The sequence below is a fragment of the Streptomyces daqingensis genome, assembly GCF_014645895.1.
Taxonomy (GTDB): domain Bacteria; phylum Actinomycetota; class Actinomycetes; order Streptomycetales; family Streptomycetaceae; genus Streptomyces; species Streptomyces daqingensis.
The window spans coordinates 71,489-96,114 of record NZ_BMMP01000007.1 but is presented as its reverse complement, the minus strand read 5'-3'; the positions used below and the strand labels follow the sequence as shown (position 1 = coordinate 96,114).

At 72.2% G+C, this 24,626-nt stretch carries 19 protein-coding genes; 10 read left to right on the top strand and 9 right to left on the bottom strand.

What is annotated here, in order from left to right; translation table 11 throughout:
* Positions 1 to 2 precede the first annotated feature (2 nt).
* The 3 genes from IEY56_RS12055 to pdhA (IEY56_RS12045) all read right to left on the bottom strand — a co-directional run bounded on the left by IEY56_RS12055 (position 3) and on the right by pdhA (IEY56_RS12045) (position 3,789).
* Entirely contained in the window at positions 3 to 1,505 is a 1,503-nt protein-coding gene (locus tag IEY56_RS12055; RefSeq protein WP_189037156.1) for a dihydrolipoamide acetyltransferase family protein, read from the bottom strand.
* Positions 1,505 to 2,515, bottom strand: coding sequence for an alpha-ketoacid dehydrogenase subunit beta (locus tag IEY56_RS12050; protein ID WP_229711842.1), 1,011 nt, complete (start codon positions 2,513 to 2,515; stop codon positions 1,505 to 1,507). Before IEY56_RS12050 ends, IEY56_RS12055 begins: the two co-directional genes overlap by 1 nt.
* Positions 2,516 to 2,616: 101 nt before the next feature.
* Complete coding sequence (gene pdhA / locus IEY56_RS12045) at positions 2,617 to 3,789, bottom strand: pyruvate dehydrogenase (acetyl-transferring) E1 component subunit alpha (RefSeq protein ID WP_189037325.1); 1,173 nt, start codon at positions 3,787 to 3,789, stop codon at positions 2,617 to 2,619.
* Between the two features lie 381 nt (positions 3,790 to 4,170).
* Between pdhA (IEY56_RS12045) and IEY56_RS12040 the strand changes: the two genes are divergently transcribed.
* Positions 4,171 to 4,650: an Lrp/AsnC family transcriptional regulator gene (locus IEY56_RS12040; protein ID WP_189037324.1), complete on the top strand. Its 480-nt coding sequence runs from the start codon at positions 4,171 to 4,173 to the stop codon at positions 4,648 to 4,650.
* A gap of 90 nt (positions 4,651 to 4,740) precedes the next feature.
* Complete coding sequence (locus IEY56_RS12035; RefSeq protein WP_189037154.1) at positions 4,741 to 6,420, top strand: FAD-binding oxidoreductase; 1,680 nt, start codon at positions 4,741 to 4,743, stop codon at positions 6,418 to 6,420.
* A gap of 14 nt (positions 6,421 to 6,434) precedes the next feature.
* Here IEY56_RS12035 and IEY56_RS12030 read toward each other — a convergent pair whose 3' ends face one another.
* The gene (locus IEY56_RS12030) at positions 6,435 to 7,028 is read right to left on the bottom strand and encodes a TetR/AcrR family transcriptional regulator (RefSeq protein WP_189037153.1); all 594 of its coding nucleotides are present in this window, start codon (positions 7,026 to 7,028) and stop codon (positions 6,435 to 6,437) included.
* 147 nt (positions 7,029 to 7,175) lie between these two features.
* Here IEY56_RS12030 and paaN point away from each other — a divergent pair, with 147 nt between their 5' ends.
* Entirely contained in the window at positions 7,176 to 8,921 is a 1,746-nt protein-coding gene (gene paaN, locus IEY56_RS12025; protein ID WP_189037323.1) for a phenylacetic acid degradation protein PaaN, read from the top strand.
* A 238-nt stretch (positions 8,922 to 9,159) separates the two neighbouring features.
* Here the strand turns inward: paaN and IEY56_RS12020 are convergent, their stop codons facing one another.
* On the bottom strand, positions 9,160 to 10,845 hold the full coding sequence (locus IEY56_RS12020) for a protein kinase domain-containing protein (RefSeq protein WP_189037152.1): 1,686 nt from the start codon (positions 10,843 to 10,845) through the stop codon (positions 9,160 to 9,162).
* A gap of 505 nt (positions 10,846 to 11,350) precedes the next feature.
* Between IEY56_RS12020 and IEY56_RS12015 the strand changes: the two genes are divergently transcribed.
* A complete protein-coding gene (locus IEY56_RS12015) occupies positions 11,351 to 12,952 on the top strand; it encodes a protein kinase domain-containing protein (protein WP_189037151.1) in 1,602 nt (533 codons plus the stop codon).
* Between the two features lie 119 nt (positions 12,953 to 13,071).
* On the opposite strand, the gene IEY56_RS12010 is transcribed toward IEY56_RS12015, so the two are convergent.
* Entirely contained in the window at positions 13,072 to 13,743 is a 672-nt protein-coding gene (locus tag IEY56_RS12010; RefSeq protein ID WP_189037150.1) for a response regulator, read from the bottom strand.
* Between the two features lie 372 nt (positions 13,744 to 14,115).
* Between IEY56_RS12010 and pdhA (IEY56_RS12005) the strand changes: the two genes are divergently transcribed.
* The 5 genes from pdhA (IEY56_RS12005) to IEY56_RS11985 all read left to right on the top strand — a co-directional run bounded on the left by pdhA (IEY56_RS12005) (position 14,116) and on the right by IEY56_RS11985 (position 20,502).
* Complete coding sequence (pdhA, locus tag IEY56_RS12005; protein WP_189037149.1) at positions 14,116 to 15,546, top strand: pyruvate dehydrogenase (acetyl-transferring) E1 component subunit alpha; 1,431 nt, start codon at positions 14,116 to 14,118, stop codon at positions 15,544 to 15,546.
* Positions 15,547 to 15,613: 67 nt separating this feature from the next.
* The gene (locus tag IEY56_RS12000) at positions 15,614 to 16,579 is read left to right on the top strand and encodes an alpha-ketoacid dehydrogenase subunit beta (RefSeq protein ID WP_189037322.1); all 966 of its coding nucleotides are present in this window, start codon (positions 15,614 to 15,616) and stop codon (positions 16,577 to 16,579) included.
* Between the two features lie 14 nt (positions 16,580 to 16,593).
* Positions 16,594 to 18,087 (top strand): dihydrolipoamide acetyltransferase family protein, encoded by a 1,494-nt coding sequence (locus IEY56_RS11995; RefSeq protein ID WP_189037148.1) that lies wholly within the window; start codon positions 16,594 to 16,596, stop codon positions 18,085 to 18,087.
* 433 nt (positions 18,088 to 18,520) lie between these two features.
* Positions 18,521 to 19,195 (top strand): GntR family transcriptional regulator, encoded by a 675-nt coding sequence (locus IEY56_RS11990; RefSeq protein ID WP_189037147.1) that lies wholly within the window; start codon positions 18,521 to 18,523, stop codon positions 19,193 to 19,195.
* A complete protein-coding gene (locus IEY56_RS11985) occupies positions 19,192 to 20,502 on the top strand; it encodes an MFS transporter (RefSeq protein ID WP_189037146.1) in 1,311 nt (436 codons plus the stop codon). Before IEY56_RS11990 ends, IEY56_RS11985 begins: the two co-directional genes overlap by 4 nt.
* Positions 20,503 to 20,635: 133 nt before the next feature.
* Here IEY56_RS11985 and IEY56_RS11980 read toward each other — a convergent pair whose 3' ends face one another.
* The 3 genes from IEY56_RS11980 to IEY56_RS11970 form a co-directional block, all read right to left on the bottom strand.
* Positions 20,636 to 21,466: a maleylpyruvate isomerase family mycothiol-dependent enzyme gene (locus tag IEY56_RS11980; protein ID WP_189037145.1), complete on the bottom strand. Its 831-nt coding sequence runs from the start codon at positions 21,464 to 21,466 to the stop codon at positions 20,636 to 20,638.
* 232 nt (positions 21,467 to 21,698) lie between these two features.
* Positions 21,699 to 22,181, bottom strand: a complete 483-nt coding sequence (locus IEY56_RS11975) for an LURP-one-related/scramblase family protein (RefSeq protein ID WP_189037144.1) — start codon at positions 22,179 to 22,181, stop codon at positions 21,699 to 21,701.
* Positions 22,182 to 22,263: 82 nt separating this feature from the next.
* A complete protein-coding gene (locus IEY56_RS11970) occupies positions 22,264 to 22,494 on the bottom strand; it encodes a hypothetical protein (protein WP_189037143.1) in 231 nt (76 codons plus the stop codon).
* 121 nt (positions 22,495 to 22,615) lie between these two features.
* Here IEY56_RS11970 and IEY56_RS11965 point away from each other — a divergent pair, with 121 nt between their 5' ends.
* Positions 22,616 to 24,541 (top strand): NHL domain-containing thioredoxin family protein, encoded by a 1,926-nt coding sequence (locus IEY56_RS11965; protein ID WP_189037142.1) that lies wholly within the window; start codon positions 22,616 to 22,618, stop codon positions 24,539 to 24,541.
* Positions 24,542 to 24,626: the final 85 nt, after the last annotated feature.

Sequence of the window (24,626 nt, the reverse complement as noted above, 5' to 3'; positions counted from 1 at the left end):
CCCTAGAGCGTACGGAGCAGCACCGCCGGGTGTTCCACGCAGTCCGCCACGTACCGCAGGAAGCCGCCCGCCGTGCCTCCGTCGCACACCCGGTGGTCGAAGGTGAGCGACAGCTGCACCACGTGGCGTACGGCCAGCTGCCCGTCCACCACCCACGGCTTCTCCGTGATGCGCCCGACGCCGAGCATCGCGGACTCGGGGTGGTTGATGATCGGTGTCGAGCCGTCCACGCCGAAGACCCCGTAGTTGTTCAGGGTGAAGGTGCCTCCCGTCATGTCCCCCGGCGTGAGCGTGCCCTGACGGGCCGACTCCGTCAGCCGGGACATCTCCGCCGTCAGCCCGTCGGCGTCCAGGTCGTGGGCGTTCCGCACCACGGGGACGACGAGTCCGCGCGGCGTCTGGGCGGCGAAGCCGACGTGCACGTCAGGGTGGCGGAGGACTTCCCGGGCGTCTGTGTCGACCGTGGAGTTCAGCTCGGGGAAGCGGGCGAGCGCGGCCGTGCAGATGCGCGCGAGGAGCGCCAGCAGCGAGATCTTGCCGGTGCCGTGGGCCGCGCCGTGGTCGTTCATGGCGCGGCGTGCGGCGAGCAGCTCCGTCGCGTCGGCGTCGACCCAGCAGGTCGCGTCGGGGATCTCGCGGCGGCTGCGGGAGAGCTTGTCGGCGACCGTGCCGCGGAAACCGGTGAGCGGAATGCGAATGGGCGCCCGTCCGGCTGTCGGCGCGGCCTGCTGCGGTGCGGCGCCGGCTACAGCCCCGGCCGCGCCCGCTGCCGTGCCCTCCGCCGTGCCGGGTGCCGCCGCCGGAGCCGCCTCGGCGCGTGAGCGGGCGGCGCGCTCGACGTCCGCGCGCAGGATCAGGCCCTCCGGGCCGGAACCCGGGATGCCGCGCAGGTCGAGGCCGTGCTCCCGGGCGAGACGCCGCACGAGCGGTGAGATGACGGCGACAGGGCCCTGCCGGTGCGTCGGCTGGGACGGTTCGACGGGCGCGGGCTGCGGGGCCTGTGCGCCGCCCTGCGGGGCCTGCGGGGGCGGCGACGGCGGGAGCGCGGTGCCCACACCGCCACGTGCCTGCCCGTCCGCCAGGTGGAAGCCGTCGACGGGACGGGTCCGGCGGCGGCGTCCGGCGGAACCCGCCGTGCCGTAACCGACCAGCACGTTTCCGGAACCGTCCGAGCCCTCCGAAGCGCCGGCGGCCTCGGAGCCCGCGGGCCCGGCGCTCCCGGCAGCGCCGTTCGCCCCGTTCGCCCCCGCCTCCTCGGAAGCCCCGACGGCCACCGTGATCAGGGGCGCCCCGACGGGAAGCTCCGTGCCCTCGTCGCCGTAGCGGGCGGTGACCACCCCGCCGTAAGGGCAGGGCACCTCCACCAGCGCCTTCGCCGTCTCGACCTCGACCACCGGCTGATCGACGGTCACGACGTCGCCGACGGCGACCATCCACCGCACGACCGTCGCCTCCGTCAGCCCTTCGCCCAGGTCGGGCAGGTTGAACTCGCGTACGGACGCCATCAGCGCACCCCTCCCTCGGGCGTCCCGCCCGCCCGCCATTCGCTCTCCCACTGCAGACGGGAGACCGCGTCGAGAATCCGGTCCACGTCGGGAAGATGATGCTTCTCCAGCATCGGCGGCGGATAGGGGATGTCGAAGCCCGATACGCGGAGCACGGGCGCCTCCAGGTAGTGGAAGCAGCGTTCGCCGATACGGGCCGCCAGCTCCCCGCCCGGGCCGGCGAAGCCCGCCGACTCGTGGACGACCACGGCGCGGCCCGTGCGGCGCACCGACTCCACCACTGTTTCCTCGTCGAAGGGCACGAGCGACCGCAGGTCGACGACCTCCAGGTCCCAGCCCTCGTCCCGCGCCGCCGCCTCGGCGGCCTCCATGCAGACGGGGAGCGACGGCCCGTACGTGACGAGAGTCGCCGACGTGCCCGCCCGCCGGACGCACGCCCGCCCGATCTCCGGCACGCTCTCCGGCTGCTCCGGCGACCAGTCGGCCTTGCTCCAGTAGAGCCGCTTGGGCTCAAGGAAGAGCACCGGGTCGTCGCTGGCGATGGAGCGGCGCAGCAGCCCGTAGGCGTCGGCGACCGTCGCCGGCGTGACGACGTGCAGCCCGGGCGTCGCCATGTAGTACGCCTCGGAGGAGTCGCTGTGGTGCTCGACGCCGCCGATGCCGCCGCCGTAGGGCACGCGCACCGTGATCGGCATGGGCAGCCGGCCGCGCGTGCGGTTGCGCATGCGGGAGACATGCGAGACGAGCTGCTCGAAGGCCGGGTAGGCGAACGCGTCGAACTGCATCTCGACCACCGGCCGCAGACCGTACATCGCCATGCCCACGGCGGTGCCGAGGATCCCGGCCTCCGCGAGGGGGGTGTCCGTGCAGCGGTCCTCGCCGAACTCCTTCGTCAGGCCGTCCGTCACGCGGAAGACACCGCCGAGCGCGCCCACGTCCTCACCGAGCACGTGCACGGACGGGTCCTCCGCGAGGGAGTCCCGGAGCGCGCGGTTGAGGGCCTGCGCCATGGTCGACGGCTTGCGTGCCGCCTGGGGCCGCCGCGCCTCGGCCGCCGGCGCCGCCTCACCGCCCGTTCCGGCGTTCACCGATGCGCCCGTCGCCGTACTCATCAGGAGTCCCCCTTCGTGCTTCCGGAGTGGTCGGCGGCGCCCGGGGCCGCTGACGCGTCGTGTTCCGCGTCGAGTTCGGCGCGGAGCTGCCGGGCCTGCTGCTCCAGCTGCGGCGTGCGGTGCTCGAAGACGTGCTCGAAAAGCTCCATCGGCTGCAACTCGGGGTCCCGGTTCATGCGTTCGCGCAGGTCCCGTGCCATCTCCTCGGCCGACTCGGCGGTCCGCCGAGCGCCCTCGTCGTCCAGCAGCTCCCGGGAGCGCAGTTCACGCTCCATCAGCGCCACCGGGTCGTGCTCGCGCCAGGCCTCGACCTCGGCGGCCTCGCGGTAGCGGGTGGCGTCGTCGGCGTTGGTGTGCGCGTCCACCCGGTACGTCACCGCCTCGACCAGTGAGGGGCCCTCACCACGGCGGGCGCGCTCGACCGCCTCCCCGAGCACCTGGTGGACGGCCGCCGCGTCGTTGCCGTCGACCAGCCGGCCCGGCATGCCGTAGCCCACGCCCTTGTGGGCGAGGCTCGGTGCGGCGGTCTGCTTCGCCAGCGGCACGGAGATCGCGAAGCCGTTGTTCTGCACGAGGAAGACCACCGGGGCCTGCCAGACCGCGGCGAAGTTCAGCGCCTCGTGGAAGTCACCTTCGCTGGTGCCGCCGTCGCCGACCATCGCGAGCGCCACGACGTCGTCGCCCTTGAGGCGGGCGGCGTGCGCCAGGCCCACCGCGTGCGGAAGCTGGGTGGCGAGCGGCGTGCTGAGGGGGGCCACGCGGCTGGCGCGCGGGTCGTATCCGCTGTGCCAGTCGCCCCTGAGCAGCGACAGCACCTCCACCGGGTCCAGGCCGCGGGCGACCGCGGCCAGGGTGTCCCGGTAGCTCGGGAAGAGCCAGTCCTGCTCGCGCAGCGCCATGGCGGCGGCAACCTCCGCGGCCTCCTGGCCGGTCGAGGAGGGGTAGACGGCGAGCCGGCCCTGTTTGGTCAGCGCCGTGGCCTGCTGGTTGTAGCGGCGCCCGCGCACCAGCCGGCCGTAGAGCTCCAGCAGGAGGTCGCCGTCGAGCTGCGCCCCGGTGCCGAGCAGCCGGTAGGGCTCCTGGTCGGGCAGGAGCGGGGCGGGGTCACGGCGAGGACGCCAGGCCGGGGGCGGGGCCAGGTGGTAGGACCCGGACTGCTCGAGGACCGTCACGACGAGCACCTCCTCATGGGGGTGGCTGGTGGTGGACACGGGCTGACGCGGAAGCGGTCGGCTTCCCTACCGATTGTTCGGTCGCCGGGGCGTTTTGGCCACAGGCGGCCCCAGCCTGTGGACAACTTGAGCGTGTGAACGTTCGATGGGAGCAGGACGTCCAGCGAGGGGAGGCCACCGGGCATGCCGGACGGACAGATTGCCAACACGTCCAGCGCCCCCGGCGGCGACGGCGGGCAGGGCCCTGGCGCCGGGCAGGCCGGCGGCCGGGACGGCAGGGAGCAGAAGCCCCAGTCTCCGGAGCAGTCCCCGGAGCAGTCTCCGGGGCAGCCCCCGCAGCAGCGGCCTCCGGAGCAGCCGGAGGGGGAGTCCTTCCGTCCCCTGTCGCAGCCGTCGCTGGAGACGAGGCCCCCGGCGCGGCCCCTCGATCCGGTCGACCGGAACATCCTGCGTCTCCTGCGTGCGGACGGGCGGATGTCCGTACGGGCCCTCGCGGACCAGGTGCACGTGTCCCGCGCCAACGCCTACGCCCGCATCAACCGGCTCGTGGACGACGGCGTCATCCGCGGTTTCAGCGCCAGGATCGACGAGGAGCGCGCCGGCCAGGGCGCGTCCGCGTACATCACTCTGAAGATCGTGCAGGACTCCTGGCGCAGCGTCCGCGAGCAGCTGCTGAGGCTGCCGGGCGCCGCGCACATGGCGCTGGTCAGCGGGGACTTCGACGTGCTTCTGCTGGTGCACACCGCCGACAACAGGTCGCTGCGGGACCTGGTGCTGACCCGCATCCAGTCGATCCCCGAGGTGATCAGCACCAGGACGCTGCTGGTCTTCGAGGAGACGGACCTCGAACCGGAGATCTGACGGTGCGGGCCGGCACCGCGAGCCGTCCATCCCTCCCCCCGCGGGCAACTCTCCAGTAACTTGACGGCTCCGCGGCGCGAAAGGCCCCCCATGGAGACGACGAATCCCCCGTCCGGCAGCACCCGTTCCTGGTGGGGCTGGGGACGGACGGACAGAGCGCTCCCCGACAGCGAGTGCACCGGACTCGCGGCGCTCCTGCCGGGGCTGCCCGCGACGCCGCTGCCCGTACCGGACGTCCGCTCCCTCGCACTCGCACCGCCGCGTGTCCGCCCTCCCGCCGGGCTCGCCCGCCTGCTGTCCGACGACCCGGCGGTGCGGGCCGGCCACACCTACGGCAAGGCCTACCGCGACGTCGTCCGCGCGCTCCGCGGCGACCTCGCGGCGGCGCCCGACCTGGTCGCCTTCCCGCGGACCGAGACGGAGCTGGTGGACCTGCTGGACTGGGCGGGCTCGCGGAACGTGGCGGCGATCCCCTACGGCGGCGGCAGCTCGGTGGTCGGCGGCGTCGAGTACCGCGGGGACTCCCACGCCGGGGTGCTCACCCTCGACCTGTCCGCGATGGACCGGGTCCTGGAGGTCGACACCGTGAGCAGGGCGGCGCGCATCCAGGCGGGCGTACTCGGCCCCGCCCTGGAGGCCCGGCTCCGGGAGATCACCGGCGGGCCGGGCGCGGACGGCGGGTCCGGGCTGACGCTGCGGCACTTCCCGCAGAGCTTCGAGTTCTCGACGCTGGGCGGCTGGCTCGCCACCCGTGCCGGCGGGCATTACGCGACGCAGTACCAGCACATCGACGACCTGGTCGAGTCGATGCGCGTCGTGACGCCCGCCGGAGTCTCCGAGTCGTGGCGGCTGCCCGGATCCGGGGCCGGTCCCTCACCGGACCGCCTCTTCCTCGGCTCCGAGGGGACCCTCGGGGTGATCACCGAGGCGTGGATGCGGCTGCAGGACCGTCCCGTCCACAAGGCGTCGGCGTCCGTGTCGTTCACCAGTTTCGACGCCGCCGTCGAAGCGGTGCGCGCCATCGCGCAGTCCGGGCTCCAGCCTGCCAACTGCCGGCTCCTCGACCCCGGGGAGGCCGCCGTCTCCGGCGTCGCCGACGACGGGACGAGCGTGCTGGTGCTCGGAGTGGAGTCGGCGCACAGGCCGGTCGGCGAGCGGCTCGCGGAGGTGACCGGGATCGCCGCCGACCACGGCGGTCTCGTCCGTACGTCCGAGGGCGCGGGGGACCGCGGTAGGGACGGCACGGAGGGCGCCGTCGGCGCGTGGCGGTCCGCGTTCCTTCGGATGCCCTATGTGAGGGACGGGCTGGCACGGATGAGCGCGATCACCGAGACGTTCGAGACCGCCTGCACCTGGGACCGGGCCCCGGCGCTCATCGAGGAGGTACGGACGGGCATCGGTGCCGCCGTCGAGGAGGTCACGGGGCGGCCCGGCATGATCAACTGCCGCTTCACGCACGCCTATCCGGACGGCCCCGCCCCGTACTTCACGGTGATCGCCACAGGGCGCCGGGGCAGCGAGATCGCCATGTGGGACGAGATCAAGACGGCCGCCATGGAGACGCTCACCCGGCACGGCGCCACCGTCACGCACCACCACGCCGTCGGCAGGGACCACCGCCCGGGCTACGACCGGCAGCGTCCCGAACCCTTCGCGCTGGCGCTGCGGGCGGCCAAGTCGGCCCTCGACCCGGCCGGAGTCCTCAACCCGGGCGTGCTCGTGGACGCTCCCCGCCTGCCGGAGCGAGACGGGCCCGGGCACGCGGGGTGAGCTCCGGCGCGGGCTCAGCTCCGCAGGCCGGCGAAGGCCGTGAGCACGACGGCCTCGGCGACCTCGTCGCTGGTGGCGGAGCCGCCGCGGCCCGCCCGGCCGGGGCGGTACCACTCCACGATGGAGTTGATCATCCCGAAGAGCAGCCGCGTCGCCAGCCGCACGTCGACGTCGGAGCGCAGGTCGCCGTCCGCCACGGCCTGCTTCAGCAGCTCCGAGACCCGCTGGTCGAACTCGCGGCGGCGCGCCATGGCCCAGCGCTCGGTGTCGGTGTTGCCGCGGACCCGCAGCAGCAGCGTCACGTACGGAAGCTCGGCCATCAGCACCTCGACGGTGCGGCGCGTGACGTGTTCGAGCCGGTCGACGGCGCGGCCCTCGCGTGCGCGCGGTTCGTCCAGGACGCCGAAGAGCCCGTTCAGCGCGCGGCTTATCGCCCGGCGCAGCAGCTCCTCCTTGCCGCGGACGTGGTGGTAGATCGAGGACTTGGAGATCCCCGCGGCCCGGGAGAGGTGCTCCATGGACGTGCCGTCGTAGCCGCGCTCGATGAACACCTCCACGGCGACCTTCAGGAGCGAATCGGGCGTGTAGGTGTCGCGCTTGGCCGGCATGGCGCCGATGCTATCCAGGTTATCCACAGGCTCTCCGGCCCCCCTTGCCCCGACCGATCGTTCGGTAGCAGTATCTACGTGTCGCCGTAAGTCCGACAGCCCCAGCCACCCAGTCCGACGAGGAGTTGGTCGTTCGTGACCGCACCCGTGACCACACCTGTCACCACGTCCAGCGACACTGCGCTCTCCGCGGTCGAGCTGACGGAGAGGCACCGTCCCACACTCGACCGCGCGCTGGAGGCGATCCGGACCAGGGAGTACTGGTCGCCGCACCCCGAGCACCCGAAGGCGTACGGCGAGGGCGTCGAGGGAGCCCCGGAGGGCTCGCTGAGCGCCGGGCAGGGGCAGGCCGCCTTCGACGCGCTGCGCGGCGGCCGCTTCGAGATCGAGGGGCAGCCCGGCGCGGGCCCGGAAGGCGGCTGGACGTCGACGGAGGTCTCGCCGTACGGCCTGGAGATGGGCATCGAGTACCCGCGTCCCGATCTGGACGTGCTGCTTCCCGCGATGAGGGAGGCGATGCCCTCCTGGCGTGCGGCGGGCCCGGAGGTGCGGGCCGCGGTATGCCTGGAGATCCTGGCGAGGATCAGCGCCCGTACGCACGAGTTCGCGCACGCGGTGATGCACACCAGCGGCCAGGCGTTCATGATGGCGCTCCAGGCGGGCGGGCCGCACGCCCAGGACCGCGGCATGGAGGCCGTCGCCTACGCCTACGCGGAGCAGGTCCGCACCCCGGGCTCCGCGGACTGGTCGAAGCCGCAGGGCAAGCGCGACCCCCTGAACCTGAGCAAGCACTTCACGCCCGTGGGCCGCGGCGTCTCCCTGCTCATCGGCTGCAACACCTTCCCCACCTGGAACGGCTACCCGGGCTTCTTCGCGTCCCTGGCCACCGGCAACCCCGTCCTCGTCAAGCCGCACCCGCGGGCGGTGCTCCCCCTGGCGCTCACCGTCCGCATCGCGCGTGACGTGCTCAGGGAGGCCGGGTTCGACGCGAACCTGGTGGCGCTGGCGGCCGAGCGCGACGGCGAGGGCATCGCCAAGGAGCTGGCTCTGCGGCCGGAGATCCGCATCATCGACTACACCGGCTCCACCGAGTTCGGCGACTGGCTGGAGAACAACGCCCACCAGGCCCGCGTCTTCACCGAGAAGGCCGGAGTCAACACGGTCGTCGTCGACTCCACCGACGACTACAAGGGGATGCTGGGCAACCTCGCCTTCTCCCTGTCGCTCTACAGCGGCCAGATGTGCACCACCCCGCAGAACCTGCTCATCCCCCGCGGCGGTATCTCCACGGACGCGGGCGAGAAGAGCTACGACGAGGTCGTGGCCGATCTGGCCACCGCGGTGGGGAAGCTGCTCGGTGACGACGCCCGGGCGAACGCCCTGCTGGGCGCGATCGTCAACCAGCAGGTCCGCGAGCGGGTCGAGTCGGCCCCGTCGCTGGGTGAAGTGGCCCTCGAATCGCGGACGGTGGAGCACCCGGACTTCCCCGGGGCGACGGTGCGTACGCCCGTCATCGTCAAGCTTGAGGCGGGGAAGCCCGGTTCGGAGGACGTCTGCTTCTCGGAGTTCTTCGGCCCGGTCTCCTTCGCGGTCGCGGTCGACTCCACGGCCGACGCCGTCGAGATGCTGCGGCGGACGGTCCGCGAGAAGGGCGCGATGACGGTCGGGGCGTACACGACGTCGCCGGACGTGGAGCGGATGATCGAGGACGCCTGCCTGGACGAGTGCGCGCAGCTGTCGCTGAACCTCACGGGCGGCGTGTACGTGAACCAGACGGCCGCCTTCTCCGACTTCCACGGTTCGGGCGGCAACCCCGCCGCGAACGCGGCCCTGTGCGACGGCGCGTTCGTCTCCGACCGCTTCCGCACCGTGGAGGTCCGGCGGCAGGCGTAGACACGGCCTGAAGCACGTCGCGGCATGCGAGCAGCGTGCGGCGCTTCACGGGCAGGGCCTGCGGGTCCCGCCCCTTGGAGCGCCGCCGCTGTCTCCGGCGCTCCGGCAACAGCGGCACTCCGGGCACGCTCCGGCCGTCCAGGCACAAGAAGGCGCCCGTACACGTGAGTTGACGCGTACGGGCGCCTCAGTGTTTCAGCGCCGGGCGGCCCCCGGGCTCAGCCGGGGGCAGGGGCGGTCACTCCGAGGGCTTGCCGGTGGAGACCGTCAGCTCGATCTTGTCCTTCTTCGGGTCGAACGAGTCGATGCCGTCGGGCGTCTGCTGCAGGACGGTGTTCTTGCCCCACAGGTTCTCGTCCTCGTACTCGATGTCGTCGAGCTTCCAGCCGGCGCTGCTGATGCACTTCTTCACCGACGCGAGGTTCTTGTACGTGAAGTCCGGGAGGATCTTCTTGCCCTCGTCGGAGTAGCTGTCGGTCGCCCGAGTGCACCGCGTCGAGTCGATCGTCTTGGACTTGTCCTCCGGCTTGAAGCCGTCGCCGTGGTCGCTTCCGCCGCTGTCCGTGTCCTCCGACGGCTCCGGGTCCAGCGGATCCTCGGCGGTCGGCGACGTCGCGACGGGGTCGCCGCCTCTGGGAGTCGGGTCCTCGTCGTCCCCCGGGATCAGTACGGCGAAGCTCACCGCGATGACCGCCACGAGCACCGCGACCAGCGACCCGACGATCACGCCGGCGTTGCTCTTGCGTCCGCCGCCGCCTCCCGGCGCGGTGGGAGAGAGCGTGTACGGCGGAGGGGTGTGCGAGGTCCCGCCCGGCTGACCGAAGGCAGCGACGGGCTGGGCGTACTGCCCCATCGGCGTCTGCCCGGGCGGCGGAGGCGTGGACGGCCCGAAACCGCCGTACTGGTGCTGGTAGGGCTGCTGGCCGGGGGGCGGCGGCGTCCCCGAGTCGCTGACCGGCGGGAAGACGGCCTGGCCGACGCCGGCGCCGCTCTGGGCCCTCGGCCCACCGCTCACGATGATCGGCGAGGTGCCCGACGCCGCACCCGAACCGCCGATGCGCGCGCACTCCTCACGCATCGCTTCGGCAGTCGGGAAGCGCTCGTTGGGGTTCTTCTTCAGCGTCCGCGCCACCAGGGTGTCCACCGCCGCCGGCACCGACTGGTTGATCGAGGAGGGGACGGGCGCCTCCTCCTGGACGTGCGCGTAGGCGATGGCCAGCGGGGAGTCGGCGTCGAAGGGGAGCCGGCCCGTCAGCAGCTCGAAGAGCATGATGCCGACCGAGTAGAGGTCCGAGCGCGCGTCCACACCGCGGCCCAGCGCCTGCTCGGGTGAGAGGTACTGCGGAGTGCCGACCACCATGCCGGTCTGCGTCATCGACGTCACGCCCGACTGCATCGCCCGCGCGATGCCGAAGTCCATGACCTTGACCACGCCGCGCTTGGTGATCATCACGTTGCCGGGCTTGATGTCCCGGTGGACCAGGCCCATCTCGTGGCTGACGTCCAGCGCCGCGAGCACGTCGCCGGTGATCTTCAGCGCCTTCTCGGTCGGCATGGCGCCGAACTGCGCGATGTCCTCGTCCAGGACGTTGCGCAGGGGCTTGCCCTCGACGTACTCCATGACGATGTACGGGACGAGGGTGCCGTCCAGTTCGTCTTCGCCGGAGTCGAAGACCGAGACGATGTTGGTGTGTGTGAGTTTCGCGACAGACTGCGCTTCACGGCGGAAGCGTTCGCGGAATGACTGCTCGCGGCCGAGCTCGGTGTGCAGGGTCTTGACCGCGACCTGGCGGTCCAGAACCGAGTCGTGGGCGAGGTAGACCGCCGCCATGCCACCGGCCCCGAGCAGACTCTGCAGCTGGAAACGGCCGTTGCCGACCGCACGGCCCAAGTACTGTGCGGCGTTTCCGCCGTCGTCGCTCATCTCTGCTGCTCCCCCTCGGGCGGCGCGCCCCCCGCACAGGTTTTTCAGGGCAGATTTCCAGCCCCGGTATCCGATGATCCTGGTTCTCGCCCAAGTCTGCCGGAGGGCCCCGTCACGTCAAGCTCAGTGCCCGTTCCGTAACACCGGGCGCGCAACCTGTGCCACAACTGTGGCACCTTGGTCGAATTCACACCGCCCCGGAAGAGGGTCCGGTCACGGCATCTCCGGAGATGCGCGCAGACGCGGCGTCCGGCCCCCGCGGAGGGGCGGCGGAGGGCGGGAATCCAGCCGGGCGGCGGTCGCCTGCGAACTTGCCAGCCGGGCACCGCGACCGATTGGATGGCTGTTCGTCCCCATCCATGTAACTCCCCTGAGCCTGTAGCCTCCAATGCGGAGCGGGGCGTCCCCGGCGCGCGTCCGGTGAGCCGGGTGCACGGCCGGCAGGTGACTGCCAGGGGGAGACGCAACCGCGCGACTCACGGCATTCGATCCACGGCGAGGACAGATGGCACAGACGCAGGCCGGCGGGGGTCCCGACCCCGACGCCATGGGCGGCTCGATGGCCGATTCGCCGGAGCTGTGGGGCAACAACGGCCTTGTCGGCGACGGCCGCTACCGCCTCTCGCACCGCCTCGGACGGGGCGGCATGGCGGAGGTCTACGCCGCGGAGGACCTGCGTCTCGGCCGTACGGTCGCGGTCAAGCTGCTCCGCTCCGACCTCGCCGAGGACCCGGTCTCGAAGGCCCGCTTCACGCGCGAGGCGCAGTCCGTGGCGGGGCTGAACCACCACTCCGTGGTGGCCGTCTACGACTCCGGCGAGGAGACCGTCGGCGGCAACGTCACGCCGTACATCGTGATGGAGCTCGTCGAGGGCCGCACGATCCGGGACCTGCTGCTGAACGCGGAGGCACCGCCGCCCGACCAGGCGCTGATCATCGTCTCGGGTGTCCTGGAGGCCCTGGCCTACAGCCACCAGCACGGCATCGTGCACCGCGACATCAAGCCCGCCAACGTCATCATCACCCACTCCGGCGCCGTCAAGGTCATGGACTTCGGCATCGCCCGCGCCCTGCACGGTGCGTCCAACACCATGACGCAGACGGGCATGGTGATGGGCACGCCGCAGTACCTCTCGCCCGAGCAGGCCCTGGGCAAGACCGTCGACATCCGCTCCGACCTGTACGCGACGGGCTGCCTGCTCTACGAACTGCTCACCCTCAGGCCCCCCTTCACCGGTGAGACGCCGCTCTCCGTCGTCTACCAGCACGTGCAGGACGAGGCGGTGGTCCCGTCGGAGGTCTCCGACGTCGTCCCGCCCGAGCTGGACGGCCTGGTGATGCGTGCGCTGGCCAAGGACCCCGACGACAGGTTCCAGAGCGCCGAGGAGATGCGCGGCCTCGCGCAGTACGCCCTGCAGATGCTGCAGGAGCAGGGCGGCCACAGCGGCGGCATGTGGAACACCGGCCCGGTCGCGCACGGCGGGGGCACCACGCCCGCCATGGGCGTGCCCGGCGCGGACGCGCGGCAGCACCCCGGCCACGGCGACACCTCGCAGCTGGCACCGCCGATGCTGATGGGCCGCCCCGACCGGGACGACGGCGGCTTCGAGGGCGGCCAGCGCGGCGACCGCCGCGGCGGCGGGGGCTTCAAGTACGCGCTCATCGCGTTCCTCGCCGTCATCGCGGTCGCCATGGGCATCTACTACGTGGCCACGATGAACCAGGACGGCGGCAAGAACGACGTCAAGCCGGACAGCTCGACCACGGAACCGAAGGAGAAGGAGACCACGGACGAGCCGACCTCCGAGCCGACGGAGACCGAGGAGGACCCGGGCACCAGCACGGGCGACACCGGTGACGTGACTCCTTCGCAGACGCCGTCCGAGACGGCGCCGAGCGAGACGGAGACCTCCCCCTCGGAGGAGCCCTCCGACACTCCGAGCGAGTCCGACTCCCAGGGCAACGGCGGCAACGGCAACGGCGGTCCGGGCGGTCCCGACGACCCGACGGACGACCCGACCCCGACCGACGGTGCCGGCGGCAACGACCAGGGCGGCGGCGAGAACGGCGGCACCGGCACCTCCGGTGGCGGCGGCCCCGAGGACTGAGCCACCCGCCCGGCGTCACGGAGCCGGGTGTCCGGAACTCCTGCCCTCACGGACCTGGACGCCAGGTCCGTGTCACTCCGTGCAGCCCCTCACGCGTACGGACGCACCCGCGGAGGCCGTCAGGCGGGCTCGTCCCGCTCGGCGCGCAGCCGGGTGAGGTAGGCCGCGGCCTGCGTCCGGCGCTCCATTCCCAGCTTGGCCAGGAGCTGTGAGACGTAGTTCTTGACGGTCTTCTCCGCGAGGTGCAGCTCGGCGCCGATGGCCCGGTTGGTGAGCCCGTCGGCGATCAGGTCCAGGATCCGGCGCTCCTGGTCGGTGAGGGCCGCGAGGCGGTCCCGCTCCTCGCTGCCGGTGCGGCCCGTACGCAGCCGCTCCACGACCCGGTGCGCGGCGGCCGGCGGCAGCAGGACCTTCCCGGCGGCGGCGTCCCGTACGGCGTTCTGCAGCTCCTTGCCGCGGATCCCCTTCAGCACGTAGCCGGACGCTCCGGACAGCACCGCGTGGATCAGCGCCTCCTCGTCCGAGAACGAGGTGAGGATCAGGCAGGCGATGTCCTGGTGGCGGGAGCGCAGCTCCCGGCAGACCTCGATGCCGCTGCCGTCGGGCAGCCGGACGTCGAGCACCGCCACGTCGGGCGAGAGGCGGGGGATGAGCTCCAGCGCGTCCGCGGCGTTGTCGGCCTCGCCGATCACCACGATGTCGGGTTCGGCCGAGAGCATCTCGCGCACGCCCCGGCGGATCACTTCGTGATCGTCGAGTAGGAAGACGGTAATTTGTGCTATTTCTTCCATTTTTTCAGTCTCACACACTGGTCCGCGCTCTGCCCTTCCCGCACTCTGGAGCCGCGGGATAACGTGCAGGGGACTATGAGGCCCGCGGGGCCGTGACCAGTGATGTCCCTGACTCTCCGGCTTGGTCGGGCTTCCAGATGCGTTTAGTTGGAACTCCGAGCAAAGTTGCAGGTCAGGGCAGCTTCATGCATGTATGGAGGTCTGGGCAGGGCTTCAGCGGGCCTCAACCGAGAGAACAGTCACCGCTCGGTCGCGTCCGTGCCGCACCCACCCCGTGCGCCGCACGGGGCCGGGCGAGCCTCCCTCCGCCTGACGGGCGGGGGACCCCCAGGCCGCCGGCGACCCCGGAGGCCGGACAGAAGAGGAGCACACGTGACCGTGGAGAGCACTGCCGCGCGCAGCAAACCGCGCCGCAGCGGCACCGGAGGCAAGCGCGCGACGAAGAAGACGGCGTCCGCTCAGAGCGCCGCCGGCAGCACGACGGGTACCACCGGCGCGTCCGGTAACGGCGCGACGCGCAGCGATACGCGCGCACCGGCCGCGAAGGCGGCCAAGAGCACCAAGGCGGCGGCTTCCAAAGCGGCTTCCTCCAAGTCGGCGAAGACGCCCAAGTCGGCGAAGGCGGCCGGGCCGGCCAAGTCGGCCAAGGCCAAGTCCGGTGCCAAGGCGGGCGCTTCGGCGCGCAGCACGGCTCCCGGCAAGTCCGGCGCCACCGCCGTGACCGCCGGTCCCGAGCTGGTGCAGCTGCTGACGCCGGAGGGTGAGCGGGTCGAGCACCCCGACTACTCCATCGACCTGACGGCCGAGGAACTGCGCGGCCTCTACCGCGACATGGTCCTCACCCGGCGCTTCGACGCCGAGGCGACCTCTCTCCAGCGCCAGGGCGAACTCGGCCTGTGGGCCTCGCTGCTGGGCCAGGAGGCGGCGCAGATCGGTTCCGGCCGCGCTCTGCGCGACGACGACTACGTCTTCCCCACGTACCGCGAGCACGGCGTCGCCTGGTGCCGCGGCGTGGACCCGACGAACCTGCTGGGCATGTTCCGCGGTGTGAACAACGGCGGCTGGGACCCCAACAGCAACAACTTCCACCTCTACACGATCGTCATCGGCTCCCAGGCCCTGCACGCCACCGGCTACGCGATGGGCGTCAACCTGGACGGCGCCGACTCGGCCGTCATCGCCTACTTCGGCGACGGCGCCTCCTCGCAGGGCGACGTGGCGGAGGCTTTCACCTTCTCCGCGGTCTACAACGCCCCGGTCGTCTTCTTCTGCCAGAACAACCAGTGGGCCATCTCGGAGCCGACCGAGCGCCAGTCGCGCGTCCCGATCTACCAGCGCGCCAGCGGCTTCGGCTTCCCTGGCGTGCGGGTGGACGGGAACGACGTGCTGGCCTGCCTCGCCGTCACCCGCGCCGCCGTCGAGCGGGCGCGCAGCGGCGAAGGCCCCATGCTGGTCGAGGCGTTCACCTACCGGATGGGCGCCCACACCACGTCGGACGACCCGACCCGCTACCGCCGCGACGAGGAGCGCGCGGAGTGGGAGGCCAAGGACCCCATCTTGCGGCTCCGAACGTACCTGGAGAAGGACGGCCTGGCCGACCCCGGCTTCTTCGCCGGGATCGAGGAGGAGAGCGAGGCCATGGGCAAGCACGTGCGGGAGGCCATCCGCAGCATGCCGGACCCGGACACCATGGCGATCTTCGAGAACGTCTACGCGGACGGGCACGCGCTCGTCGACGAGGAGCGCGCCCAGTTCGCGGAGTACCTCGCGTCCTTCGCCGACACCGCCGAGGAGGGCCGCTGACATGGCTGCCGCAGTCACTTCTTCCACCGCCGGCCGCTCCGCGCCGAGCTCCGCGGACGTGCGCAAGATGCCCATCGCCAAGGCGCTCAACGAGTCGCTGCGCTTCGCGATGGAGAACGACCCCAAGGTCCTGATCATGGGGGAGGACGTCGGCAAGCTCGGCGGCGTCTTCCGTATCACCGACGGTCTGCAGAAGGACTTCGGGGAGCAGCGGGTCATCGACACCCCGCTCGCCGAGTCCGGCATCGTCGGCACGGCCATCGGCCTCGCGCTGCGCGGCTACCGGCCGGTCGTGGAGATCCAGTTCGACGGGTTCGTCTTCCCCGCGTACGACCAGATCGTCACGCAGCTCGCGAAGATGCACGCCCGCGCCCTGGGCAAGATCAAGCTGCCCGTCGTGATCCGCATCCCGTACGCGGGCGGCATCGGCGCGGTCGAGCACCACAGCGAGTCGCCGGAGGCGCTGTTCGCGCACGTCGCCGGGCTCAAGTGCGTCTCCCCGTCGAACGCGGCCGACGCGTACTGGATGATGCGCCAGGCGATCGAGAGCGACGACCCGGTCGTCTTCTTCGAGCCGAAGCGCCGCTACTGGGACAAGGGCGAGGTGGACGTCACCGCGATCCCCGCCCCCCTGCACGCGGCACACGTCGCGCGTGAGGGCGGCGATCTGACGCTGGCGGCCTACGGGCCGATGGTGAAGACGTGCCTGGAGGCCGCGGCCGCGGCGCAGGAGGAGGGACGCTCCCTCGAGGTCGTCGACATGCGCTCCATGTCGCCCATCGACTTCGACACTCTCCAGAAGTCCGTCGAGAAAACCGGCAGGCTTGTGGTCGTGCACGAGGCGCCCGTATTCCTGGGGACCGGCTCGGAGGTGGCCGCCAGGATCACGGAGCGGTGCTTCTACCATCTGGAGGCTCCGGTGCTGCGTGTGGGCGGGTTCCACGCGCCGTATCCGCCGGCCCGGCTGGAGGACGAGTACCTTCCGGGGCTGGACCGGGTGCTCGATGCCGTCGACCGCGCCCTGGCGTACTGAGGAGAGTCGTGACGATGACTGAGAGCGCCACCCGCATCCGCGAGTTCAAGATGCCCGATGTGGGCGAGGGGCTGACGGAGGCGGAGATCCTCAAGTGGTACGTCCAGGCCGGTGACACCGTCACGGACGGCCAGGTCGTCTGCGAGGTCGAGACGGCCAAGGCAGCGGTCGAACTGCCCATCCCCTTCAACGGTTCCGTGCACGAGCTGCGCTTCGAGGAAGGCACGACGGTGGACGTCGGCACGGCGATCATCGCCGTGGACACCGACCCGTCCGCCGGACCGCTGGACGGCGGGGCGCCCGCGGGCACCGTCCCCGCGCAGGCCCCCTCCACGCCGCCCGCGGCCGAGGCTCCGGCCGGCGGCGACGGCGGTGGCGGCGAGAAGCGGCAGCCCGTGCTGGTCGGCTACGGGGTGGCCGAGTCGCCGACGAAGCGCAGGCCGCGCAAGCAGCCGTCCGGGCAAGGCGCCGTGCAGCGTGAACTGAACGGGCACGGCGAGGCCGAGTCCGTCCCGGCCGCTGCGCCGGAACCGGTCGCGGAACCGGCCCACGGCACGGCGGCGAACGGCTTCGCCGCCGAGGGGCGGCCGCTGGCCAAGCCGCCCGTGCGGAAGCTGGCCAAGGACCTGGGCATCGATCTCGCGACGGTGATACCGACCGGCCCCGGTGGTGTCATCACGCGCGAGGACGTGCACGCGGCGGCGGCACCCGCCCCGGCGCGGCCGGTCCCTTCGCGGGAGCCGGCAGCCGCCGGTGCCCCCGCGGCCCGTGACGCGGGCGCGGAAGCGGCGCCCGTCGCAGGGGACGCGCGCGAGACCCGGATCCCGGTCCGCGGCGTACGCAAGGCGACGGCGCAGGCGATGGTCAACAGCGCCTTCACCGCTCCGCACGTCACGGAGTTCGTGACGGTGGACGTGACGCGGACGATGAAGCTCGTCCGCGAGCTGAAGCAGGACCCGGACATGCAGGGGCTGCGCGTCAATCCGCTGCTGATGGTCGCCAAGGCGTTCCTGGTGGCGCTGCGCCGCCACCCGGAGGCCAACGCGTCGTGGGACGAGGCCAACCAGGAGATCGTGCAGAAGCACTACGTGAACCTGGGGATCGCGGCGGCGACGCCGCGCGGCCTGGTGGTGCCCAACATCAAGGACGCCCACGCCAAGACGCTGCCCGAACTCGCCGAGTCCCTGGGCGAGTTGGTCGCCACCGCCCGCGAGGGGAAGACCAGCCCGGCCGCCATGCAGGGCGGCACGGTGACGATCACCAACGTCGGCGTCTTCGGCGTCGACACGGGCACGCCCATCCTCAACCCCGGGGAGTCCGCGATCCTCGCCTTCGGGCAGGTGCGGCAGCAGCCGTGGGTGCACAAGGGCAAGGTCAAGCCACGCGACGTCACGACGCTCGCGCTCTCCTTCGACCACCGGCTCGTCGACGGCGAGCTGGGGTCCAAGCTGCTGGCGGACGTCGCGGCAGTGCTGGAGCACCCCAGGCGGCTGATGACCTGGACCTGAGTGCGACCGGGCCGGTGCCCCGCACCGGCCCGGCGCCCTGACGTCCGGTTGTGCCGCCCCGGCTGTCCGTACGGCGACGGGGGGCCGTACGGGCGGCCCGGTGGCCCGGCGCGCCTATGCCGGAGCTGTCCGCAGTGAACGCGCCGGCGACCCCGCCGGCGTCCACGTCGCGCTTCTGCCGGGCCGGTTCGCCTCCGTCGTCGCCGAGCGGGCGAGCTCCCCGCCGTCCGGGAAGACCGTGGCGGCGTCCTCCCGCGGGAACTTCCGCTCGCGACCGCCAGCCCCCGAGCAGGGCCGTGCCGTGGTGCCAGCGGATGCTGAAGGGCGTGGCAGACCGGGTTCCGGGCCCAGGCGGGCGGGACCGATCGGCAGCGGACGTCCAGATCGCGGACGCGGACGACGTACGCATCTGTGTTGTATCTAAGGTGTGCACATGTCCGTTTCCGTCGACGTCCCCGCAGGTCCGCTCCGTCAGCCGCCCGCCGCCGAGCGTGTCTACACCTACGTCAAGCAGGCCGTCCTCGACCGCCGCTACGAGGGCGGGATGCTGCTCACGGAAGGCGAACTCGCCCAGGCCGTGGGCGTCTCGCGCACACCCGTGCGGGAGGCGCTGCTGCGCCTGGAGGTCGAGGGGCTGCTGAAGCTCTATCCGAAGAAGGGCGCGCTCGTGCTGCCCGTCTCGGCGCAGGAGATCACCGACGTCGTCGAGACGCGGCTCCTGGTGGAGCAGCACGCGGTGCGGAAGTCGTCCGACCCCGTCCACGCGGGGCTGATCAGCCGGCTGGAGGAGCTGCTCGAGGAGCAGAGCGCCCACGCCGAGTCCGGCGACCTCACGGCGTTCGCGGTGAGCGACCGCTGCTTCCACGCCGAGATCGTTCGGAGCACGGGCAACGAGATCCTCACCCGGCTCTACGACCAGCTCCGCGACCGGCAGTTGCGGATGGGCGTCGCGATGATGCACGCGCAGCCCGACAGGATCGCCAAGAGCATCGCCGAACACGCGGTGATCATGGAGGCGGTGCGGGCGGGCGACGCGGACGCCGCGGCGGACGCCGTGCGCCGCCACGTCACGTGGGTGCGGCACCTGGTCCACGGTGACGTCCGGTGAGCGGTGCCAGCTCACCCGCCGTTCCCCCGGTCCACCAGGACCCGCCCGGCGGGCCCCGCGCCGTGGCGGTCTGGGGCCTGGGCGTCACTGTCTACTTCGTCGCGATCACCTACCGCACGAGCCTCGGCGTCGCCGCGCTCGACGCGAGTGAACGCTTCGACATCAACGCCTCGGCGCTCTCCACCTTTTCGATCCTGCAGCTGCTGGTCTACGCGGGCATGCAGATCCCGGTCGGGCTGCTCGTCGACAGGCTCGGCACGAAGAAGGTGCTGACGCTCGGCGTGGTGCTCTTCACCGCGGGCCAGTTCGGCTTCGCCTTCTCGGAGTCGTACGTGGCGGCGCTCGCCTGCCGTGGCCTGCTCGGATGCGGCGACGCCATGACGTTCATCAGCGTGCTCAGGCTCGGCTCCCGCTGGTTCCCGGCGAAGCGCGGCCCGATCATCGCGCAGGTGGCGGGGCTGATCGGCATGGCCGGCAACCTCGTCACCACGCTCGTGCTCGCCAGGGTCCTCGGCACCTTCGGCTGGACGCCCACCTTCGCGGCCAGCGCCCTGGGCGGCGTGCTGATACTCGTGCTCGTGCTGGTCTTCCTCAAGGACCATCCGGCGGGGCACGCTCCGCCGCCCGCACCGCAGCCGGGCAGCGGATACGTACGCAGGCAGATCCAGCAGGCGTGGCGGGAGCCCGGGACCCGGCTCGGCATGTGGGTGCACTTCACGACGCAGTTCCCCGGCATGGTCTTCCTGCTGCTGTGGGGGATGCCGTTCCTCGTCGAGGGGCAGGGCCTGACCCGCGCCGCCGCGGGCGAACTGCTCACGCTCGTCGTGCTGTCCAACATGTGCATCGGGCTGGTCTACGGGCAGGTGATCGCCCGGCACCACGCCGCCCGCGCACCGCTGGCCCTGGGCACGGTGGCGGCGACGGCCGCGGTCTGGGCGGCCGTGCTGCTCTGGCCCGGGCACGCGCCGGCGTGGCTGCTGGTGACGCTCTGCGCGGTGCTGGGGGCGTGCGGTCCGGCGTCCATGATCGGCTTCGACTTCGCGCGTCCCGCCAATCCGCCGCAGCGGCAGGGCACGGCGTCGGGGATCGTGAACATGGGCGGCTTCACCGCCTCGATGTCGACGCTGCTCGCGGTCGGTGTCCTGCTCGACCTCACCGGCGGGGACTTCACGGTCGCCTTCTCCTGCGTCTTCGTGCTGGAGGCGCTCGGCGTGTGGCAGATCCTGCGGCTGCGTCCGCGTGCCCACCGGCGCGAACGCGAGCGCGTCGTGGCCAGCCGGGTGGAGGCCGTGCACGTGCCGGTCTGAGAAGCGGCGCTCACGCGCGCCCGGAACGGCAGCGGCGGCGGCACCTCTCGGGTGCCGCCGCCGCTCCGGCTGCCGGTTGCCGCTGCCCGTCAGCCGCCGGTGGACCGGCGGCCGCCGGGGCGGCTGGAGAACTTCACGGTGTGACCGCGAAGTTCTCCAGGATGGCCTTGGCGAGCTTCGTGTCGCCCTCGATTTTCACCTGGTCCGCGACGGTGTCAGGGCGGACGCGCCCCGCCGCGAGCCGCAGATACGTCTCCCAGTCCAGAGAGAGCGTGACCGCGGGACCGAGCGACGGGCTGCCGTCGACGGTGCCGCGCCCGTCGGCGTCGACCCTGACCGTGCGCATGAACTCGACCGGTCCGCCGACGTCGAAGACCACCGCCGTGTTCGGAGGCGCGCCCGCCTTCTTCGCGACGACCTTCGGAAGGCCGAGCAGCATCAGGTCGCGTGCGATGCCCGCGCCCGCCGAGTCGAGGTTGCCCGGCTTGCCCAGTGCCCGGCGGAGATCCTGCTCGTGCACCCACACGTCGAACGCCCGCACCCGCAGCTGCTGTTCGAGAGTGACCTTCCCGCCGCCCGGCATGATGTCGCGCACCTCGGCGTCCGGCCCGCGCTTCTCGTTGCGGAGCTGCCGCGAGCGCCGGATGATCGTGTACTCCAGCTCGCTCGTCATCTCGGGACCGGTGTGGTGCCGCCGTACGTCGACCTGGATCTCCATGTGCCGGCTCGGCTCGTCCACGACGTGGTAGAGATCGCGGGGCAGGGTGTGGATCGGCCGCGGGTCGCCCAGGAGTTCGCACTCCATGCCGATGATGTGGGAGACCACGTCCCGCACCGACCACCCGGGGCAGGCGGTCCGCCGGTTCCACTCACCCTCGGCGAGCGGCCTCACCAGCTCGGATATCGCTTCGATGGACTCGGTCCAGGCGTCGACGTATGGCTGCAGACTTGGGTGGTCGGTCACGAGACCCCTCGGGCGGTACGGACGTTCGCGGTCTGGATGCGGTGCTCTCAAGTTACGCTGCGCGCGGGCAGGGCGGCAGTGGTTTCCGGTGACGATGCTAGGCCCAATCGACCCGCTCCAATGCACCGCCGATGGTACTGTGCGCGCCTGTTCGGGCCAGAAGCGGACGGAAGCGGGCGAGGAGGTCGATTCGCCTCGCCGGAACGGGAGTTGGGAGCGGAGCCCGCCGCCGTCAGTCGCCGCCCGTCAGCGCCTCGATGCAGACCGCGAGGGAGAGCAGCATCGGCACGTCGGCGTCCGGCCGGCGCACGTCCACCGCGTAGGTGTCCCGCACCCGGAACCACTTGCGGGAGATGCGGGCCAGCCGGTGCCCCCCGGCTTCGATGTCGTACTCCTTGTCCAGCACGTTCCCGTGGACGGACAGCGTCGTGCCGTCCGCGAGCCGGGCCCGGAACCGGTGACGGAGGGGCGTGAACCTCTTCTTGCGCACTGTCGCCAGCGACTTTCCGCCCCGTTCCACCTCCATCGTCTCCCAGAGGCTGATCATCTTCCTGCGGATGACGGCGACCACTTCGCCGTCGCGGTCCTTGAGTTCGAAGGTCTGCCGCACGCGCAGCGCTTTCCCGTCGACGAGGAAGGCCCGTTCGCCGTGCTCGTCGTCGATCCAGAAGTCGTCGCCGATGCCGAAGACGCGTTCCCTTACGAGGTATCTCATGGACTACGCCTTCCCAGACGGCGGCCGATTGCGCACCCTGTGTGCCGAAACGCCCACCGGGACCTGCCGCCGCCGGTGCTCCTCAGTCCCCCGCCCCGTCGGGGTCCTCCGGCTCCGGATCCTCCGGCCATGGCCACGCCCACGGCTCGTGCCCGGTGCCGGACGGCGCCTGACCCGCCGCTGCCGCTGTCCCCGCCGCACAGGCCGCGTCCCCGGCGTCGGCCGCCTCCGCCGGTGCCGCTGCCGCCGCCGCGTCCGGCACCACCGCTGACGGATCGCTGAGCCGCGGCCGGGTGTACTCGCTGTCGGTCACCGTCGACTCCGTTCGCCTGTCGGTCGTGCTCCTCGCCGGTCCCGCTTCCCCGCCCGGCCCCGCTCCCGTACCGGAGGGACAGCCTCCGGAGGTCCGCGGCCGGAGTGAGACCCTGGTGCCCATGACGAAGAGCCCTCGTGTACGCGCCCCTGAGCTGCGAGGTCGCAGCTGGCTGAACACCGGCGGGGCCGCACCGACCCTCGCGGATCTGCGGGGTCGCATCGTACTGCTCGACTTCTGGACGTTCTGCTGCGTGAACTGCCTGCACGTCCTGGACGAGCTGCGCGAGCTGGAGGCGCGGCACCGCGACACCCTCGTGGTCGTCGGCGTCCACTCGCCGAAGTTCGCCCACGAGGCCGAGCGGCAGGCTGTCGCCGACGCGGTCGAGCGCTACCAGGTCGAGCATCCGGTGCTGGACGACCCGGAGCTCGCGACGTGGCGGCAGTACGCGGTGCGCGCCTGGCCGACGCTGGTGGTCGTCGACCCCGAGGGGTACGTGGTGGCGCAGCACGCCGGCGAGGGCCACGCGCACGCCGTGGAGGCGCTCGTCTCGCAGCTCGAGCGAGAGCACGAGGCGAAGGGGACGCTGCGGCGGGGCGACGCCCCGTACGTGCCGCCGGAGCCCGAGCCGACGACGCTGCGCTTCCCCGGCAAGGCCCTGCGCCTGCCCGGCGGCACCACCCGGGAAGCGGGCGGGGACGGCGGCGGCTTCCTGGTGTCCGACACCACCCGGCACCAGCTCGTCGAGCTGGACGCGGACGGTGAGACGGTGCTGCGCCGCATCGGGACGGGCGAACGCGGAATGCGGGACGGCGGCCCGGACAGCGCCCGGTTCAGCGAGCCGCAGGGCCTCGCGCTGATGCCGGACGGCCGCACCGTCGTCGTCGCCGACACCGTGAACCACGCGCTGCGCGCCTGCGACTTGGCGACGGGCGCCGTCAGCACGCTCGCCGGGACGGGCGAGCAGTGGTGGAAGGGCGCCGAGACGTCCGGGCCCGCACGTGAGGTGTCGCTCTCCTCGCCGTGGGACCTGGCGTGGTTCGACGGGCGGCTGTGGATCGCGATGGCGGGCGTGCACCAGCTGTGGACGTACGTCCCGCCCGCGGACGGCGACGAGCAGGGCACCGTCCGGACGGAGGCGGGAACGGCCGGAGAGGGCCTCGCGGACGGACCGGCGGCGGAGGCGTGGTTCGCGCAGCCGTCCGGGCTGTCCGCTTCGGCGGACGGCGAGCGGCTGTGGATCGCCGACTCGGAGACGAGCGCGCTGCGCGTGCTGGAGAAGGCGGACGGCGCCGAGGGCGGATACACGGTCCGCACGGCGGTGGGGACCGGCCTCTTCGACTTCGGCCACCGGGACGGCCCCGCAGAGGAGGCCCTGCTCCAGCACCCGTTGGGCGTGACGGCGCTGCCAGGGGGGAGCGTCGTGATCAGCGACACGTACAACAACGCCCTGCGCCGCTACGACCCGCGGAGCGGCGAAGTCAGCACCCTCGCCACGGACTTGCGGGAGCCCTCGGACGCGGTGGCGGCCGGCGGCGGGGACATCGTCGTCGTGGAGTCCGCCCGTCACCGGCTCACCCGGATCCGGCTGCCCGAGGAAGCGGTCCGCGTGGAGCCGGTGGCACACCGCACGCAGCGGTCCGCCACCGAGGTGGCCCCGGGCGAGGTGCTGCTGGACGTCGTCTTCCAGGCGCCGCGCGGCCAGAAGCTGGACGACCGCTACGGGCCGTCGACGAGGCTCGTCGTCAGCTCCACGCCCGAGGAGCTGCTGGCGGAGGGCGCCGGCACGGGCACCGGTCTGGGACGTGTGCTCCGCCTGTCGGAGCACGTGCGCGAGGGCGTGCTGCACGTCTCGGCCTCGGCGGCGTCGTGCGACGACCCGGACGCCTCGGACGGCGAGCCGGAGGAATACCCGGCGTGCCACATGCACCAGCAGGACTGGGGCGTGCCGGTACGGGTCACCGGGTCGGGGACGTCCCGGCTGCCGCTGGTTCTCGCGGGCCTCGACGACCAGGGGTTCGACGACCAGGGGTTCGACGTGCCCTAGGGGCTGTCTGACAAATGGCGCCGTTCGCCCGGAGGGCGGGGCTCGCGTCGTCTGGTGCGTGCGGGTGCAAGGCGGAGGTCCGTCC